Below are 16124 nucleotides of genomic sequence, written 5' to 3' on the forward strand. Positions count from 1 at the left end.
GAGGCTGGCGCCTACACATCAGTGGAGCTTCGCCATGCCTTTCAAGCACGCCCTTCTGGGGTTGGGGGTCCTGTTCGCCGCGGCCAGCCAGGCCGCCGATATCGAGCGCGTCCCCTCGACCTATCCCAACTCGCCGATCCTGCAGTCAGCGACCCTGCCGCCGGGCACGGCGCTGACCTTCGTCTCCGGCATCCTGCCCGACCCGGCCGACCCCAAGGCGGCCAAGGACGAGCTGCGCGCCAGCGGCGACACCGAGGCGCAGACCGTGGCGGTGCTGCGCAAGGTCGAGGCCGCCCTGGCGCCGCGCGGGCTGGGCCTGGGCGACGTGGTGCAGTTGCGGGTGTACCTGGTGGGCGACCCGGGGTTGCAGGGACGCATGGATTTCGACGGCCTGCAGCGCGGCTTCCGCCAGTTCTTCGGCAATGACCGTCAACCGTTGAAACCGACCCGCACCACGGTGCAGGTGGCCGGGTTGGTGTTGCCCGGCGCCCTGATCGAAGTCGAGGCGGTCGCCGCCAAGGCCCGTTGAACCCCGAACCCGATAGCGGCGGCCGGGCCATGGTCGCCACAAGGAATATCCGCAGATGCCCAAGACCTTCAAGCTTTCCCCCGTGGCCACCGCCCTGGCCCTGAGCCTGGCTGGCGAGGCCATGGCCGCCGAAGACCCGGCGCTGTCCACCGTGGTGGTGACCGGCGTGCGTGGCAGCCAGCAGCGCACCGTGACCGACAGCCCGGTGCCGGTGGACGTGATTTCCGGCGAGCAGTTGCGCACCAGTGGCCAGAACGGCCTCAAGGACATGCTCACGCGCCTGCTGCCCTCGTTCAACGCGCCGACCATCAACGGCGGCGGCACTGCATTCCTGGTGCGCGGCATCAGCATGCGCGGCCTGGGCGGCGACCAGGTGTTGATCCTGGTCAACGGCAAGCGCCGGCACAACACGGCGATGATCAACAACAACGCCCGGGTCGGCACCGCCGCGGTGCCGGTGGACCTCGACCTGATTCCCACCGCGGCGATCGAGCGCATCGAGGTGCTGCGCGACGGCGCGGCGGCGCAGTACGGCTCCGACGCCATCGCCGGGGTGATCAACATCATCCTCAAGCAGGATGCCGAGGGCATCACCTCCGACAGTTCGGTCGGGCAGTACTACGCTGGCGACGGCACCAGCGGCCATGAGGCGGCCAATGCCGGCTTCGGCCTGGGCGACGGCGGTTTTCTCAACCTGTCGTTCGACGCCAAGGTGCAGGAGCCCTACGACCGCGCCGGCGCCGTGCGCGGCAATTTCACCACCCTGGCCAACGGCCAGCCCGACCCGCGCCTGACAGAGCGTCACGGCTGGGGCGAGGAATACGGCCTGGGCCGCGACCGCACCTACAGTGGCGCCTACAACCTGGAACTGCCGCTGGGCGAGGAACTGAAGCTGTATTCGTTCTCCACCCTCAGCTACCGCGACGGCAAGAAAGTCCTCGGCCACCGCGCGCCCACCGACATCACCGCCACCAACTGGCTGCCCAACGCGCCTTATCCGAAAGGCGGCCAGGCCACCCGCGAAGTGGAGGAGACCGACTACCAGGTGCTTGCCGGCCTCAAGGGCCTGGCTGCCGAGTGGGATTGGGACCTGTCGACCACCTATGGCCGCGACAAGGCCAAGCTGTACACCGACAACAACCTCAACCTGTCCAACGACCCGTTGCTGAGCCAGCGGCGCTTCCACCTGACCGACGAGATCTTCGACCAGTGGACCACCAACCTGGATTTCAGCCGGGCCCTGGACATCGGCTGGAGCAGCCCGCTGGAAACCTCGTTCGGCGTCGAGTACCGCTGGGAGAAGTACGAGCTTACCGAGGGTGAGCCCAACTCCTACAATTACGGCAACTACGTGATCCCCAGCGGCCCGCTGGCCGGACGCCGCCCGGACCCTGGCCTGTTCTCGGTCAACGGCACCACCCCGGAGGACGCCGGGCAGATGATCCGCCACAGCGGCGCGGCCTATGTCGATTTCGGCATTAACCTCACGCCGCAGTGGTACAGCGCCTTCGCCCTGCGCTACGAGCGCTACAACCAGGAGGTCGGCGAGACCGTCAGCGGCAAGTTCACCACCCGCTACGAGTTCGCCCCGGGCTATGCGGTCAGGGCCGCGGTGAGCAATGGCTTCCGCGCGCCGTCGCTGGCGCAGAACGTGTTTTCCTCGACCAGTTCGGTGACCATTTTCGGCGCCGGCGGCAGCACCAGCACGGCGCGCACCAAGCAGATGCGCCCAGGCTCGCCCGAGGCCATCGCCTTGGGTGCCCAGACCCTGGAGCCGGAGAAGTCACGCAACTACAGCCTGGGCTTCACCGCCGAGCCCACCGACCGCCTGCGCCTGACCGCCGACTTCTACCTGATCGACATCGACGACCGCATCCTGCAGACCGGCGTGCTCACCGGCCCCGCCGTGTCGAGCATCCTGGTGGCCAACGGCCTGTCGCCGGACCTCTCGGGGCAGTACTTTGCCAACGCCGCCGACACCCGCACCAAGGGCGTCGACCTGGTGGCCGAGTACCGCCAGCCGCTGGCCGAGTACGGTACCGTGCGCTGGAGCCTGGCCTACAACCACAACAAGACCAGCATCCGCGACCTGGCCGACACCCCGGCGAGCCTGTCGAGCCTCGGTGCCGGCTACGTGCTGTTCGACCGCCAGCAGCAGATCGACCTGACCAAGGCCACGCCCAAGGACAAGTGGATCCTCAACAGCAACTACAAGGTCGACGACTGGACGGTGAACCTGACCCTGACCCGCTACGGCGAGTACACCGAAGGCTCGAACATCCCGGCCAACGACCGAACCTACGGCGCCAAGTGGATCACCGATATCGACGTGGCCTACGACCTCACCCAGAACATCACAGTGGCTCTGGGCGCCAACAACCTGTTCGACAAGTACCCGGACAAGATCGGCATCGTGCCCTGGGCCGGGACCTACGAGTACGGCATGTTCTCGCCTTATGGACTGGGTGGGGGGTACTACTACGGCCGTGTGAGCCTGGCGTTCTGATGGGTACTCGCGAAGCTGACGGCTTTCCTGTGGGAGCGGGTTCACCCGCGAACACCGGCATGGCCGGTGCCATCCACCGCGGTGTGCCATTCGCGGGTAAACCCGCTCCCACAGGGGCGTGGCTCGCTGGCGTGTTGCTGTGCCGGGCGTGTCACACGCCGGCCAGCCATGGGAGTTTCCTGCATGATTGAGCGTGGGAGCGGGGGGCGTTACATCCTGGCGGGGTTGCTGTGCCTGATGCTGGGGATCGCACACGCCGAAGAAACCCTGCGCGTCTCCAGCCAGAAGAACTCGCTGCAGGTGCTGCTGCAGGCCGCCGGCGAGCTCGAGGATGTGCCATACCCCCTGGAGTTCGCCGCCTTCGGCGCCGCCGCGCCCACCGCCGAAGCCCTGGCGGCCGGCGCGGTGGATATCGGCACCCTGGGCACCGCGCCGTTCGTGTTCGCCACGGCGGCCGGCGCCGGGCTCAAGACCGTCGGGGTGGTGCGCCTGCAGGTGACGCCCACGGCGGTGGCAATCGTCGTGCCCGACAGTTCACCCCTGACCGACGCGGCGTCGCTGGTGGGCCGGCGCATCACCACCACCCGTGGCTCCATCGGCCATTACCTGGCGCTGGCCGCATTGCGCGCCAGCGGCCATAAAGGCCGCGACGCCACGTTCGTGTTCCTGCAGCCGGGCGAGTCGCGCAGCCTGCTGGCCAACGGCGGCGCCGATGCCTGGGCCACCTGGGATCCGTACACCAGCATGGTCCAGCTCGAAGGCGGCACGCGGGTGCTGGTCAGCGGCGAAGGTTTGTTCGCCGGCAACATGCTGCTGGTGGCCAACCCCGCGGCGATTCACGACAAGCCGGCGCAACTGCGGGATTTCCTGCATCGGGTCGGCCGCGCCTGGGACTGGGCCAACGCTCATGTCGAGCAATTCTCGGCGATCCAGGCCCGCCAGAGCGGGCTGCCACTGGAAGTGCACCTGCGCTCGAACCGCTATTCACAGCCACGCCGGGTCGCAGTCGACGACGCCCTGGTCAGGGACCTGGCCGACACCGCCAGGCTGTACCGGGACGAGGGGGTGATCGGTCCGGGCTTCGTTGCCGAACAACAGGTGGACAGGCAGTTCAATGAGGCGCCGGAAGTTCAGTAAAAGTTATCCGTAACACATGAGCCAAGTTGTCATTTTTATAATGTTCATGCGCATTGCTGATAATGGTTGAAGTTGCTCTGTAATATTTTGAAAAAGTTTTGACGCTAGAGAAAAACGATATTTCACAAGTGCTTGCCGCTTGTTGAAGATGGCCTGGCGACCATCGGATGTCGCCGGTTATCCGCCCATCACAGGTGCAGTCAAACCGTTCAGGAATAGGCGAGGGAGTGTTCATGCTGACAATTACCACGGTCGAGGAGTTGACCGCCGCACAGTTAGACGATGTGATTCACGCCCGTACACTGGGCATCCTGATCAAAGGCTTCGCACCCGCCGATACCGTGGCCCTGGCCCTGGAGCGCCTGAGCCATCACGAACTGCGCGGCGCCTTCAGCGAACAGACCGAGTTCGTGCGCCTGGGCAAGGCCTATATCGAGATCAAGGACGAAGCCAGCCGCGCCGAGTATCACGGCCAGGCCATCGGCAACATCCGCAAGATCCGCAGCGCCTTCGGCCCGCTGGCGTCGCCCATCGATCACCTGCGCCTGCTGCTCGACGAGGTCTGGCCCAAGGGGGGCGGCTGCTGGATGTGAACGGGCAGAAGTGCTTCGTCGGCATTGCCCGCTTCCAGGGCAACAATGTCGACCTCACGCCGCATACCGACGACCTGGCGCGCAACGCCCCGGCCGACCACCAGCCGCGGCTGCTCACCCAGCTGTCGACCAACATCTACCTGCAGATCCCCGAGGACGGCGGCGAGCTGGAGATCTGGAACCTGCACCCGGACGAGGCCGAATACCAGCGCCTGCGTGGCCAGCGCGCCTACGGCATCGAGCGCCACCTGCTGCCGCCGCCGGACCTGGTGGTCAAGCCCGAGCCGGGCGACCTGATCTTCCTCAACCCGCGGCTGATCCACGCGGTGCGCCCTTCGGCCACCAGCACCCGGGTCACCCTCGGCGTATTCATCGGTTATTTCGGCGACGACCAGCCTTTGGCCTACTGGAGCTAAGCGACATGAGCAATGTGGAAGCGATCAACCTCAAAGCCTATTTCAACAAGGGCGGCGAAGAACTGGACTTCACCGGCAAGCGCTGCGTGCTGGCGGTCAGCGTGGGCCAGGAATACCACGAGGAGCACAAGCTCAGCTCCACCGTGCACCTGATCAACAAATCCGGCTTCAGCCAGGTGAAGGTGGTGGTGGCCGACACCCTGCAGCGCCACAACAAGCACGGCAAGTCGCCGGGCGAGGCGCTGTCGGCGTCGATCCGCGACGGCGACGCGTGGTTGGCGCGCAATCGCAAGTACCTGGCCGGGCTCGAGGCGCCGGTGCGCATCAGCCGCTGGAACCAGGAGCTGGCCTCGGACCGCTACGCCGAGCTGCGCCAGCAGGTGAACCAGCTGTACCGCGACAGCGAGGACCTGCGCGGCGCCATCGAGGCGACCATCGGCGTGTTCATCGAGCGTTTGCGATTGCGCGACCCCGAGGCGGACCTGGAGCGCGCTGCCGCCCAGTGCCGTGAGTACATCCTCGAGGAGGTGCCGATCATCCTGCCGCAGTGGGCCGAGGAGGGATACGACTACGTGATCTACCCGCAGCAGATGACCGATGCCATGGCCACCGCCCGGCGCCTGCTGGTCGAGCCGCACGCGCCGGAGCGGGTGCACTGGTTGCCGCTGAAGTTCAAGAAGCGCGGCATCCCGATTCCCTTCACCCTGCCAGGGGCGGCACACCCGGCCTGGGCCGCCAGCGCCATTGCCATCTGAGTCTTCGCAATCCCGGCCCCACGCCACACGGACGACGGCCTTCATACTGAAATCCGGAACAGGAGTTTCCATGGGCGTTTTTGCGCAACAGCAACGCAAATGGTGGGCTTTGCTCGGTGTGAGCATCGCCAGTTTTCTCGGCTGCGTCGACTTCACCATCGTCAATACCGCGCTGCCGGCGCTGCAGGCCGACCTCGGCGCATCGGTGGACAGCCTGCAGTGGGTGATCAACGGCTTCATCCTGGCGCTGTCCAGCGCCATGGTGCTGGTCGGCCGGCTGGCCGACCTGAAAGGCCGCCGACGGGTGCTGAATATCGGGCTGGGAGTGTTCGGACTGGCCTCGCTGGCGGCGGGGCTGGCCACCGGCATCGACACCCTGGTGGCGGCCCGGGTCGCCCAGGGCCTGGCCTGCGCGGTGCTGTACACCGCGTCGGGGGCGATCGTCGCGGCCACCTTCGCCAGCGAGGAGCAGGGCAAGGCCTTCGGCGTGCTGTTCGGGGTCAACGGCATTGGTCTTGCCGCGGGGCCGGTGCTGGGCGGGCTGATCACCAGCGCCTTCGGCTGGCAGTGGATCTTCCTGGTCAACGTGCCGTTCGTGCTGCTGAGCCTGGCGATCATCGCCGTGGCGGCGGACGAGTCGCGGGCCGGCGAGGAGGGCGCGCGGCTCGACTGGCTGGGCGCGCTGCTGTTGCTGGTGGGCTTGCCGAGCCTGGTGCTGGTGATCGTCCAGGGCGCCGCTTGGGGCTGGACCTCGGCCAATACCTTGGGCCTGCTGGCGGTGGCGCTGCTCGCCTTGCTGGTCTTCGTTGGGGTCGAGTTGCGGGTCGATGCACCGATCATCGACCTGCGCCTGTTCGCCAACCGCCGTTTCGTCGCGGCGGTCACCGCCAGCTTCGGCCTGGCGGTGTTCTATTGCGTGGCATTCTTCGTCATGCCGCTGTACCTGGCGTTGATCCGTGGCGAGAGCGTGCAGGCCAGCGGCCTGCTGTTGTTGCCGACAACGCTCGGGGTGGCGTTGCTGTCGCCGCTGGTGGGCCGCCTGGTGGACCGCAAGGGCCCGGCGCTGCTGGTGCAGGCCGGGCTGCTGCTGTTCGTGCTGTCCGCCGTGCTGCAGGCAGCATTCGGCGAGCACACCTCGCTGGTGCATCTGTTGGGCGCCTTCGCTGTGATGGGACTGGGCTGGGCCTGCATCCTCGGGCCCTCGACGGTGCTGGGGATCTCGTCGGTGCCGCAGCAGGTGAGCTCGGTGGCCATGGGCTCGCTGATGACCCTGCACAATGTCGGCGGCGGGCTGGGGCTGGCAGTCGGGGTGGGGTTGTACCGGGCGGTGGCGGTCGACACGCTGTCCGCAGCCACGGGCGTGCCCGTGCAGACCGGCTGGCTGGCCCGGGCGGCGGCTGCCCCGGAGCAGGGTGCGACCTTGTTGGCCGAGCACCTGGGGCAGGGCGACGATGTCCTGCAGGGCTGGGTGCATGCCGCGTTCCTCGACGGTTACCAGGCGCTGATGGTGTTCCTCGCCGTCAGCCTGTTGCTGGTCTGGGGTGGCGTGACCCTGCTGCTGCGAGCGAAGAAGGCAACCGTACCCGCCCAGGAGCCCAGCCATGGCAAGGCGTGACGGCCGCCTGCGGCTGGGCGCCTTTCTCTCCGGCGCCGGCGCTCACGCCGGCAGTTGGCGACATCCGCAGGCGGACGCCGATGCCTCGATCAACTTCGAGCGCTACCGGCAGTACGCCCAGACCCTGGAGCGCGGGCGTTTCGACGCGCTGTTCCTCAACGACAACGTCGCCGTCGGCGAGCTGGACCCACGGGTGCTGCGCAGCAGCGCCTACAGCCTGCGCTGGGACCCGCTGACCCTGTTGCCGGCGCTGGCGGTGGTAACCCGCCATATCGGCCTGATCGCCACCGCCAACACCAGTTTCAACGAGCCGTACAACATTGCCCGCACATTTGCCTCCCTCGATCACTTGTCCGGTGGCCGCGCCGGCTGGAACCTGGTGACCGCGCTGATCGGTGGCGAGAACTTCAACCAGGGGGCGCACCTGCCCCATGCTGATCGTTACGCCCGCGCCGAGGAGTTCTTCGATGTGGTCACCGGGCTCTGGGACAGCTGGGCGGACGATGCCTTCCCGCTGGACAAAGCCTCCGGTACCTGGCTGGAGCCTGCGCGCATGCGGGTGCTCGACCACCAGGGCGCGCATTTTCGGGTGCGTGGCCCGTTGAATGCCCCACGCCCCGTGCAAGGCTGGCCGGTGATCGCCCAGGCCGGTTCCTCGCAGGCCGGCCGGGCGCTGGCGGCGCGCAGCGCCGAATTGGTGTTCACTGCCCAGCAGACCTTGAACGAGGGCCGGGCGTTCTACGCCGACATGCACCAGCGCCTGGCGCTGGCCGGGCGGGAGCCGGAGTCGTTGCTGGTATTTCCGGGCCTGGCACCGGTGGTGGGGCGCACGGTCAGCGAAGCCCAGGAAAAGCACGAGCAACTGCAGGCGCTGGTGGATCCGGAGGCGGCGCTCAAGGCGTTGTCGTTCCTGCTGGACATCGGCATCGACCTGGAGCAGTTACCGGCGGATGCCCCGGTGGTGCTGCCGGACCCTTTGCCGTTGACCGAGCGGCACCAGAGCCGCCAGCAGTTGGTGGTGGACCTGATCCGCCGCGAACGGCCCACCGCCAGGCAGTTGCTGGCCAGGCTCGGCGCGGGCGGGCACCGGCTGCTGGTGGGCACGCCGGGGCAGATCGTCGAGGAGATGGCCTGCTGGTTCGAGGAGGGGGCGGCGGATGGCTTCAACCTGCTGTTTACCCACCTGCCGGGTGGGCTGGACGATTTTGTCGGGCAGGTGGTGCCCGAGTTGCAGCGGCTGGGGTTGTTCCGGCAAGAGTATGAGGGGCGTACGTTGCGGGAGAACCTGGGGTTGCGGTATGTGCCCAATCACCATTTTTCGAACTGAGCATGGCACCTGTGGGAGCGGGCTTGCCCCGCGATGGCGTCATTAGCGAACTGACGCTATCGCGGGGCAAGCCCGCTCCCACGAATACCTGTACTGACCCGGAGGGGCAGCTCAACCCCGCTGATCGAAGAAATGCCCCATCAGCTGCAACAACGGCCGCCGCCGGTTCTTCACCGCGAACTCCCACTCATGGGTCTGCGACGGCGCATGGCCGACCTCATGCTCGCTCAGCAGCTTCTGCACCTGGGCCAACCGGTACCACGGCACCGAGGGGAAGGCGTGGTGGACGATATGCAGGTTGAAGTTGAGGATCACATAGCGCGACCACAGCGGCAGGTCCTTGCAGTCATGGGACACGCCGTCCTGCTCCCAGAACTGCAGGCGGTCGGCGTCCCGCGCAAGCAACGGTGCCTCGGCGTGGTGGGGGAGGTTGAGCAGCTCGACCATGAAGAACAGGAACAGCCAGGTGATCCCGTAGAACAGCACCAGGTCAAGCAGGTGCCCCAGGCTCCAGGCCAGCACGGCCGCCGCCAGGTAACCGGCCAGGTACAGGCGGGCGAAGCGGATCTCCTTGAGAATCCTCGGCGAACTGTCGCCCTTGGCCCGGGCAATGAACGGCGCGCGCCAGTTGAGCAGGAAATGGTTGGCGGCGATCATCGGGATCCAGTGCTTCCAGACGAACTCCAGGGTGCGCTCCTGCTTTTTCGTCATCACCGAGAAGCGCTCGATCATGCCGCGGTTCTCCGGGTCGTTCACCGGGTGTGCGGTCCAGGTGTGGTGGGCCATGTGGAAGCGCCGACGGACCAGGAACGGCAAGGCGATCAGCCAGCCGTCGCAGTGGCCGATGAAGTCGTTGAGCCGACGGTTGGCCGAGGCGGCGCCGTGGGTCGCCTCGTGCATGATCAGGTAGAGCTGCACGGTGGCCAGGCCTGCCAGCACCAGGCCCAGCAACTGCAAGGCGGTGGAGTCGGCGAGCCACAGGTTCCAGGCCACCGCCAACAACGCCAGGTCGGCGACCCAAAGCATCACGGTCCAGGGTTCCCGGGCGCCGTCGGGGATCTGTTTTCTTACACTAAGCCATTGGTCCTTGGTCACTTGCAAAAACTCCGATCGGTTAGCTGGCGGCCCGGGAAGCCGGGGCCGCGGGAAGGCTGCAGAGGTTGTTGGCCAGGTGCGCGTAGGCCAGGTCGAAGCGGGCGATGTCGTCGTCGAAGCCGTGGCTGCGCGGCGCCACGTCGAAGTCCTGGAACACCAGCTGGATGCAGTCGTAGCGCGTGCCGTTCTCCAGGTGCCAGGCCGGCAGGTAGGCGGTGATGGCAAAACCCAGGCGGCGCAGGCTGGCCAGCAGTTCGAGCTTGTCGGCCAGGATCACCAGGCTGACATACTCGGCCTGCGCATGTTGGCGCAGCAGTGCGCCCAGCTCCGCCAGCACGGCTTGGCTCGACAGGTAGCGACCGCACTGGCCCGACAGCATCAGCGCGCGGGCCTTGGGATCGTGGGTGTAGCTGAGCTGGCCATGGCGTTCGGCGCCGGTGGGGCCGCTCAGAAAGGTCTCCGGGTAGCTGCCGGGGGTGACGCCGAGGCGCAGGGCGGGGTAGAGCAGGCGGCGGACGAAGTCGGCGGCGCGGGTGGTCACGTACCAGGGCGCAACATGGACAAAACCGGCCTGGAGCACCGGCTGGATGGCGGTCAGGTGATATTCGCGCAGGCCGTCGACCGTGTCCGGGCCGCCGTCATGCCCCACCAGCACGGCGGGGCGGATCTTGTTCATGACGCCATGGCTGGCAATGTTGCGGGTGATGTAGAAGCCCAGTTCCACGGGTTCGGGCCGGTGGGTCTCGAAGCCCAGGCGGATCAGGCTGGAGATGGCGCCGGTCCTGCGCGCATCGGGGTGGATGACCCCGTGGCAGACTTCCCACGAGCGGTTCCAGGGGCGACGGGCGATGCAGCAGCAACCGAGCAGCTGGCCCTCGGCCTCGGCAACGAACCACTGTTGTTGCCCACTGCCCATGGAGTGGCGGATATAGCCCGGGTTCTGGCAGGGGTGGGTGGTCTGCCCATACACCTGCTGGAACAGCGCGGCGAGGGCTTCGATATCGGCGGGGCTGGCCGGGCGATAACGCAGTGATTCGGTTTCCGGCAACGGCGCAACGGCCGTTTGCGGCGAACGGGTCGCAGTCATGACGCACCTTTTGTCTTTATTGAAGGCGAACGAATGCAGTGACCGCCCAAGGCGGGTCACAGGCACGTGGCGGGGCGGGTGCAGGGGTCAGTGACGGGGATGTCGTCGCAGGTCGGCGCGGCTGGGTGATGCGTGTAGAGGGTGAGGCGAGGGTGCGTCATCCGTGAGCATGGCCATCATACGACTCCTGTACATGGCGGGTTCTTGTCCAAGGCCAGCGGAAATCCTTGCCGCTGCCAGGAAACGGACTATAGAGCCACGCCATGGGCCGTCAAACGGGGGGCGACCGGTGTCTGCAACGCGGTGCCCCGTCACGGTACCGAGGCGGCGGGCAGGCCCGCCCCCTGTTTTTCGGCACGCAAGGTCCCCAGGTGACACGCTGTAGGAACAGGCTTACATACAAGTGGCCGTATGGATGACTCTGCGTTCAGATATCGCTGCCCTTGAGGCGGGCAAGGCCGCTGTCGCGCTCGGGCATTGCATGGCCCTGCAGCCGCTCCGGCAGGGGCTGCCCAGCCGTGCTGTAGACCTTGGTGTGACTGCCCAGGCCGTCGATCAGGGGGCCTTGCAGCGGGGATCGGCTTGGCGGTTTGTTGCGAGACTTGAGGTCAGCGATCACCTCGTCGAGCAGGGCGTCGATCTGTGCGCTGTCCTGATGATGGGCAGTGGTGATCAGGTGCGCGGTGTCGCCCGAGGTGGCCAGGCAATGGCGTTTCCACACGCTGGCCGAGGGGCAGGGGAACACCACGGTGATCGAGTTGGGGTTGCGCCAGGCCTCGATGCCGGCCGCCCGCAGCCGGTCCACCGCGTGCTGGGCCAGATCCAGGCAGCGCTGGATGCGTGCGCGCCAGTCCTCCCGCGACCGGCTGCACAGGGCGGCCCACATCAGCAGTGGCGTGTGACCATTGCGCGAGCCGCTGATGGTCTGGTCGCGGGCGCTGATGTAGTCGATTTCCACCGAGATGCGCTCGACGTTGCCACGCCGCGCCACGACGATGCCGCAGGGCATCGGCGAGCCGATCATCTTGTGTCCGGAGACGCAGATCGAGTCGATGCCGTCGGCGAACGAGTAGGGCTCGGGGGCGTCGACGAAGGGCAGGATCATGCCGCTCAGGGCCGCGTCGGCATGCAGGTAGTAGTCCTCGCGGCGGATGCCGGCCCGGGCCAGGCGTTGCTGGATGGTGGCGATGTTGTCGGTGGCGCCGCGCAGGGTGGTGCCGATATTGGCGAAGATGATCGGGTGGCGCTCGCCATCGGCGGCGATCCGCGCGACCAGGTCGTCGTAGTCCATCTCGCCATTGGCCTGAGACTCCACCACCTGGGCCTTGATGCGCAGCAGGCGGACGATCTTGGCCACCGAGTAGTGGGTGTCCTTGGAGTAGTAGAGGGTGGCGGCGGGGAACAGCTCGCGGGCCAGGTAGCAGCCGAACATGTTGCCTTCGGTGCCGCCGTTGGTGACGTAGCCCCAGCTGTCCTCGAACGGGATGTGGAACAGCTCGGCGAAGTAGCGCATCACCTCGCGCTCGAAGTCGAAGGAGTTGAGCAGGTAGTTGCTGGGCTCGTTCCAGTCGCCGCAGTTGTTGATGGAAAAGCGCATGAAACGGTGCAGCAGGCTGTAGTCGAAGTCGGCTGACTCGGGGTAGCCGACATTGAAGTACTGGTGGGTGAGGCAGTATTGCCAGAAAGCCTCGAGACGCTTGTGGTTGGTGGGTGAGAATGTCATGTCCAGCTCCATGGTGCGCGCTCGGCCAGCCAGGGCCGAGCGCGGTGCGGGTGAAAGTCCTTGTCAGTGCCGCATCAGGCTCAGGCGGCCAGGGTGGCGCCGCCGTCGACCACGATATCCTGCAGGGTCACGTGGCCGGCCTGCTCGCAGGCCAGGAACAGCACCACATTGGCGATGTCGTCGGGCGTGGCGATCTTGCCCAGCGGCACGCCGAGCTTGAACTGCCCGGGCAGGCCGTCGACCAGCTGGCGCTCGAGCGCCGGGTCGCCGAGCATGCCGGCGAGCATCGGCGTGCGCGTCGAGCCCGGCGAGACCACGTTGCAGCGCACGCCATAGGGCGCCAGTTCCAGGCCCACGCAGTGGCTCAGGCTGACCAGAGCGGCCTTGGAGGCGCAGTAGGCGGCCATGTTCAGGCGCGGCACGTGGGCGGCGTTGGAGGCGACATTGACGATGGCGCCGCGGCGCTGGCGGCGGAACACCGGGGTCCACTGGCGCATCAGGTAGAACGGCGCGCTCACGTTGACATCCAGGCAGCGCTGCCAGTCCTCGCAGGACACTTCGTCGCTGCGCCCCAGGCGCAGCACGCCGGCGACATTGACCAGTACGTCGAGGTACTGCGCCTGCTCCTTGAGGCGGTCACAGACCCGCTGCACGTCGGCCGGGTCGGTCAGGTCGACATGCAGCAGCGGGAACGGCACCTCGGCCTCCTCGCAGTCCAGGCCGATGACCTCGGCGCCTTCGTCGAGAAACTGCTGCGCCACGCAGCGGCCGATGCCGCTGGCGGCACCAGTGACCAGCACGCGCCGGCCGGTGAAACGGGCCATGGCCATCAGGCGGCACCCCGCGCTTGCACCAGCGACCACCAGCCGTCCAGGGTCGGCGCGTTGGCCAGTTCCTCGAAGCTGACGGCGATGCCGCGCTGCTTGAGCTCAGCGGCCAGCTTCATCACCTGCAGCGAGTCCAGCCCGTAGAAAATCAGGCTTTCCTGCGGGTCGAGGTCGCTGTCGTCCTCGATCATCTGGCGCACCCGGCCGTGCAGCCAGTCGCGGGTGGTTTCGCCCGCGGGCTGGGTCAGCAGGGTGGCGGTGTCGGTCACATGGCCGCAACGGGTGGCGACGTACTTCAGGGCCAGGCGGTGCTCCTCCTCGGAGAAGTCGGCCACCGCATCGCCCACCAGGAAGGCCTGGATATCGTTCATGAAGGCGTCGGCGGCGGTGATCATGCAGCCGATATGGGCGTACACGCCGCCGATCAGCAGCTGGTCACGCTGCCAACCGCGCATGCGCTCGAGCAGGTCGGAGCGCTGGAAGGCGCTGTAGCGCCACTTGGTCAGCACGGTATCGCCCGGCTGCGGCGCCAGGGCGTCGATGATCGGTTGCTGCTCGGGGCTGGCCGCCGGCAGGCCCGGGCCCCACATGGCGTTGAGCAGGGCGCGGTCCTCGGGCGGCTGTTCATGGGGCTGGGCGGTGTAGACCACCGGGATGCCCTGCTCGCGGGCCCACTGGATCAGCCGCGACAGGTTGTCCACCAGGGCGGTGAGCAGGGCGCCGTCGGGCTGGTAGAAACGCAGGAAGTAGCGCTGCATGTCGTGGATCAGCAGCACGGCGCGGGCCGGGTCGGGCTGCCACTGGGTCTTGTTGGCCGGGTAGCTGGCCCGCTGTGGCATGGCATAGTCGTGGATGGTTGGAATGGTCATGTCGGGTCCTTGGACGGTCAGGCGGTCGGGGCAACGGCGAGCAGCGCGCGCAGTTGCTTCTTGTCGATCTTGCCCACTGCGGTCAGCGGCATGGCGTCGATCAGCCGGATCCGGTCCGGGAGCTTGTACTCGGCGATGCCCAGGCCCATCAGGTGACGGCGCAGGGCAATCGGCTTGAGCTGCGGATTGCGCGAGACGATGAAGGCGCAGCTCTTTTCGCCGAGCAGGTCGTCGGGCAGCGCCACCAGGGCGGCGTGGGTCACGTCCGGGTGCATGACGATCAGGTTCTCGATCTCTTCCGAGGCGACCTTTTCGCCGCCGCGGTTGATCTGGTCCTTGACCCGGCCAACCACCCGCAGGTTGCCGTCGGCGCTGCGCTGGACGATGTCGCCGGAGTGGTAGAAGCCGTCCTGGTCGAACACCTGGGCGTTGTGCTCGGGGCTTTTATAGTAGCCGCAGAAGGTGTAGGGGCCGCGGGTGGCGAGCATGCCCGGCTCGCCGTCGGCGACCGGCTGGCCCTGTTCGTCGAGGATGCGCACTTCGTCCAGCTCGCTTATCGGCCGGCCCTGGGTGGTGAACACCTGCTCGTCGCTGTCATCCAGGCGGGTGTAGTTGACCAGGCCCTCGGCCATGCCGAACACCTGTTGCAGCCTGCAGCCCAGCACCTCGGGGACCTGCCGGGCCAGGGCCTCGGCGAAACTGGCGCCGCCGACCTGCAGCAGGCGCAGGCTGCGCAGCTTGGCGGCGTGCCCGGGGGCGGCCTGCAGCCACAGGGCCACGGCGCTGGGCACCAGGGCGGCCATGGTCACGGCATGGCGCTCGATCAGGGCGAAGCAGTTGAGCGGCTCCGGGTTGGTCGCCATGACGATGCAGCCGCCGGCGTGCAGCACGCCCAGGCCACCGGGGGAACTGAGGGTGTAGTTGTGCGCCGCGGGCAGGGCACAGAGAAAGCGTGTGTCGCTGTCCAGGGCGCAGATCTGCGCGCTGGCGCGCACGCTGTAGGCGTAGTCGTTGTGGGTGCGCGGAATCAGCTTGGGAGTGCCGGTGCTGCCGCCGGACAGCTGGAACAGCGCCACTGCGCCGGCTGGGCTGGGCGCGTAGTGGGTGCCGCGCACATCGGCGCTGGCGCTCCAGTCGTCGAGGGCATCGAGCATCAGCGTCAGCTTCGGGCGCAGGCCTTCCTTGGCCAGGTCGTCGAGGAACGCGTCGTTGCGGAACACTTCGTGCTCGGCCGAGGCGATCAGCAGGGCGGGGTGGATCTGCCGGGCAAAGGCGCCCAGCTCGTGCTGGCGGTGGCTGTAGAGCGCGTTGACCGGGGCGATGCCGGCCTTGAACAGGGCGAACAGCACGATGTAGAACTCGGCGACGTTGGGCAGCTGCACCAGCGCCGTGTCGCCCTGGCCCAGGCCGTGGGCGGCCAGGCGCGAGGCCAGGTTGGAGGCGCGCCGGTCCAGTTCGCCGTAGCTGATGCGGCGCTCACCGCAGAGGATCGCCGGTGCTTGTGGCTGCGCGGCGGCGCGCTCGATCAGCAATTGGCTGAGCGGCTGGTCGTTCCAGTAGCCGGCGGCGCGATAGCGCTGCGCCCGGTCCGCGGGCCAGGGGGTGAATTCGATAGTCATGAAGGTCTCGGAAAACGGATTTGAGG

General features: G+C 67.3%; 15 protein-coding genes. 8 read left to right on the plus strand and 7 right to left on the minus strand.

Annotation, left to right across the window (positions count from 1 at the left end):
• Positions 1-34: 34 nt before the first annotated feature.
• Both AC0MAZ_RS16245 and AC0MAZ_RS16250 read left to right on the plus strand, forming a co-directional pair.
• Positions 35-529 (plus strand): RidA family protein, encoded by a 495-nt coding sequence (locus AC0MAZ_RS16245; RefSeq protein WP_110737047.1) that lies wholly within the window; start codon positions 35-37, stop codon positions 527-529.
• A 55-nt stretch (positions 530-584) separates the two neighbouring features.
• Positions 585-3035 (plus strand): TonB-dependent receptor plug domain-containing protein, encoded by a 2451-nt coding sequence (locus AC0MAZ_RS16250; protein ID WP_475858536.1) that lies wholly within the window; start codon positions 585-587, stop codon positions 3033-3035.
• Between the two features lie 41 nt (positions 3036-3076).
• Here the strand turns inward: AC0MAZ_RS16250 and AC0MAZ_RS16255 are convergent, their stop codons facing one another.
• Entirely contained in the window at positions 3077-3205 is a 129-nt protein-coding gene (locus AC0MAZ_RS16255) for a hypothetical protein (protein ID WP_269806752.1), read from the minus strand.
• Between the two features lie 13 nt (positions 3206-3218).
• On the opposite strand from AC0MAZ_RS16255, the gene AC0MAZ_RS16260 reads away from it, so the two are divergent.
• The 6 genes from AC0MAZ_RS16260 to AC0MAZ_RS16285 all read left to right on the plus strand — a co-directional run bounded on the left by AC0MAZ_RS16260 (position 3219) and on the right by AC0MAZ_RS16285 (position 8878).
• Positions 3219-4172 carry an aliphatic sulfonate ABC transporter substrate-binding protein gene (locus AC0MAZ_RS16260; protein WP_475858537.1) on the plus strand — a complete coding sequence of 318 codons (954 nt, stop codon included), beginning with the start codon at positions 3219-3221 and terminating at the stop codon, positions 4170-4172.
• 233 nt (positions 4173-4405) lie between these two features.
• A complete protein-coding gene (locus AC0MAZ_RS16265) occupies positions 4406-4765 on the plus strand; it encodes a hypothetical protein (protein WP_475858538.1) in 360 nt (119 codons plus the stop codon).
• Positions 4762-5181 (plus strand): 2OG-Fe(II) oxygenase, encoded by a 420-nt coding sequence (locus AC0MAZ_RS16270; RefSeq protein WP_244670885.1) that lies wholly within the window; start codon positions 4762-4764, stop codon positions 5179-5181. The genes AC0MAZ_RS16265 and AC0MAZ_RS16270 overlap by 4 nt, the downstream gene beginning before the upstream one ends.
• A gap of 5 nt (positions 5182-5186) precedes the next feature.
• A complete protein-coding gene (locus AC0MAZ_RS16275) occupies positions 5187-5936 on the plus strand; it encodes a tRNA-dependent cyclodipeptide synthase (protein ID WP_096050126.1) in 750 nt (249 codons plus the stop codon).
• 70 nt (positions 5937-6006) lie between these two features.
• Entirely contained in the window at positions 6007-7551 is a 1545-nt protein-coding gene (locus tag AC0MAZ_RS16280) for an MFS transporter (RefSeq protein WP_475858541.1), read from the plus strand.
• Entirely contained in the window at positions 7538-8878 is a 1341-nt protein-coding gene (locus tag AC0MAZ_RS16285; RefSeq protein ID WP_475858543.1) for an LLM class flavin-dependent oxidoreductase, read from the plus strand. Before AC0MAZ_RS16280 ends, AC0MAZ_RS16285 begins: the two co-directional genes overlap by 14 nt.
• A 111-nt stretch (positions 8879-8989) precedes the next feature.
• On the opposite strand, the gene AC0MAZ_RS16290 is transcribed toward AC0MAZ_RS16285, so the two are convergent.
• The 6 genes from AC0MAZ_RS16290 to AC0MAZ_RS16315 form a co-directional block, all read right to left on the minus strand.
• A complete protein-coding gene (locus AC0MAZ_RS16290) occupies positions 8990-9904 on the minus strand; it encodes a fatty acid desaturase family protein (protein ID WP_475861446.1) in 915 nt (304 codons plus the stop codon).
• Between the two features lie 88 nt (positions 9905-9992).
• Positions 9993-11060 carry a GNAT family N-acetyltransferase gene (locus AC0MAZ_RS16295; protein WP_475858545.1) on the minus strand — a complete coding sequence of 356 codons (1068 nt, stop codon included), beginning with the start codon at positions 11058-11060 and terminating at the stop codon, positions 9993-9995.
• Positions 11061-11487: 427 nt separating this feature from the next.
• On the minus strand, positions 11488-12783 hold the full coding sequence (locus AC0MAZ_RS16300) for a histidine decarboxylase (protein WP_475858547.1): 1296 nt from the start codon (positions 12781-12783) through the stop codon (positions 11488-11490).
• Positions 12784-12863: 80 nt separating this feature from the next.
• Entirely contained in the window at positions 12864-13613 is a 750-nt protein-coding gene (gene dhbA, locus AC0MAZ_RS16305) for a 2,3-dihydro-2,3-dihydroxybenzoate dehydrogenase (protein WP_475858549.1), read from the minus strand.
• A complete protein-coding gene (locus tag AC0MAZ_RS16310; protein WP_232856207.1) occupies positions 13613-14479 on the minus strand; it encodes an isochorismatase in 867 nt (288 codons plus the stop codon). The genes dhbA and AC0MAZ_RS16310 overlap by 1 nt, the downstream gene beginning before the upstream one ends.
• Before the next feature lie 17 nt (positions 14480-14496).
• Positions 14497-16098, minus strand: a complete 1602-nt coding sequence (locus tag AC0MAZ_RS16315) for a (2,3-dihydroxybenzoyl)adenylate synthase (RefSeq protein WP_475858551.1) — start codon at positions 16096-16098, stop codon at positions 14497-14499.
• Between the last annotated feature and the right edge of the window lie 26 nt (positions 16099-16124).

This window comes from Pseudomonas sp. A, assembly GCF_056270345.1.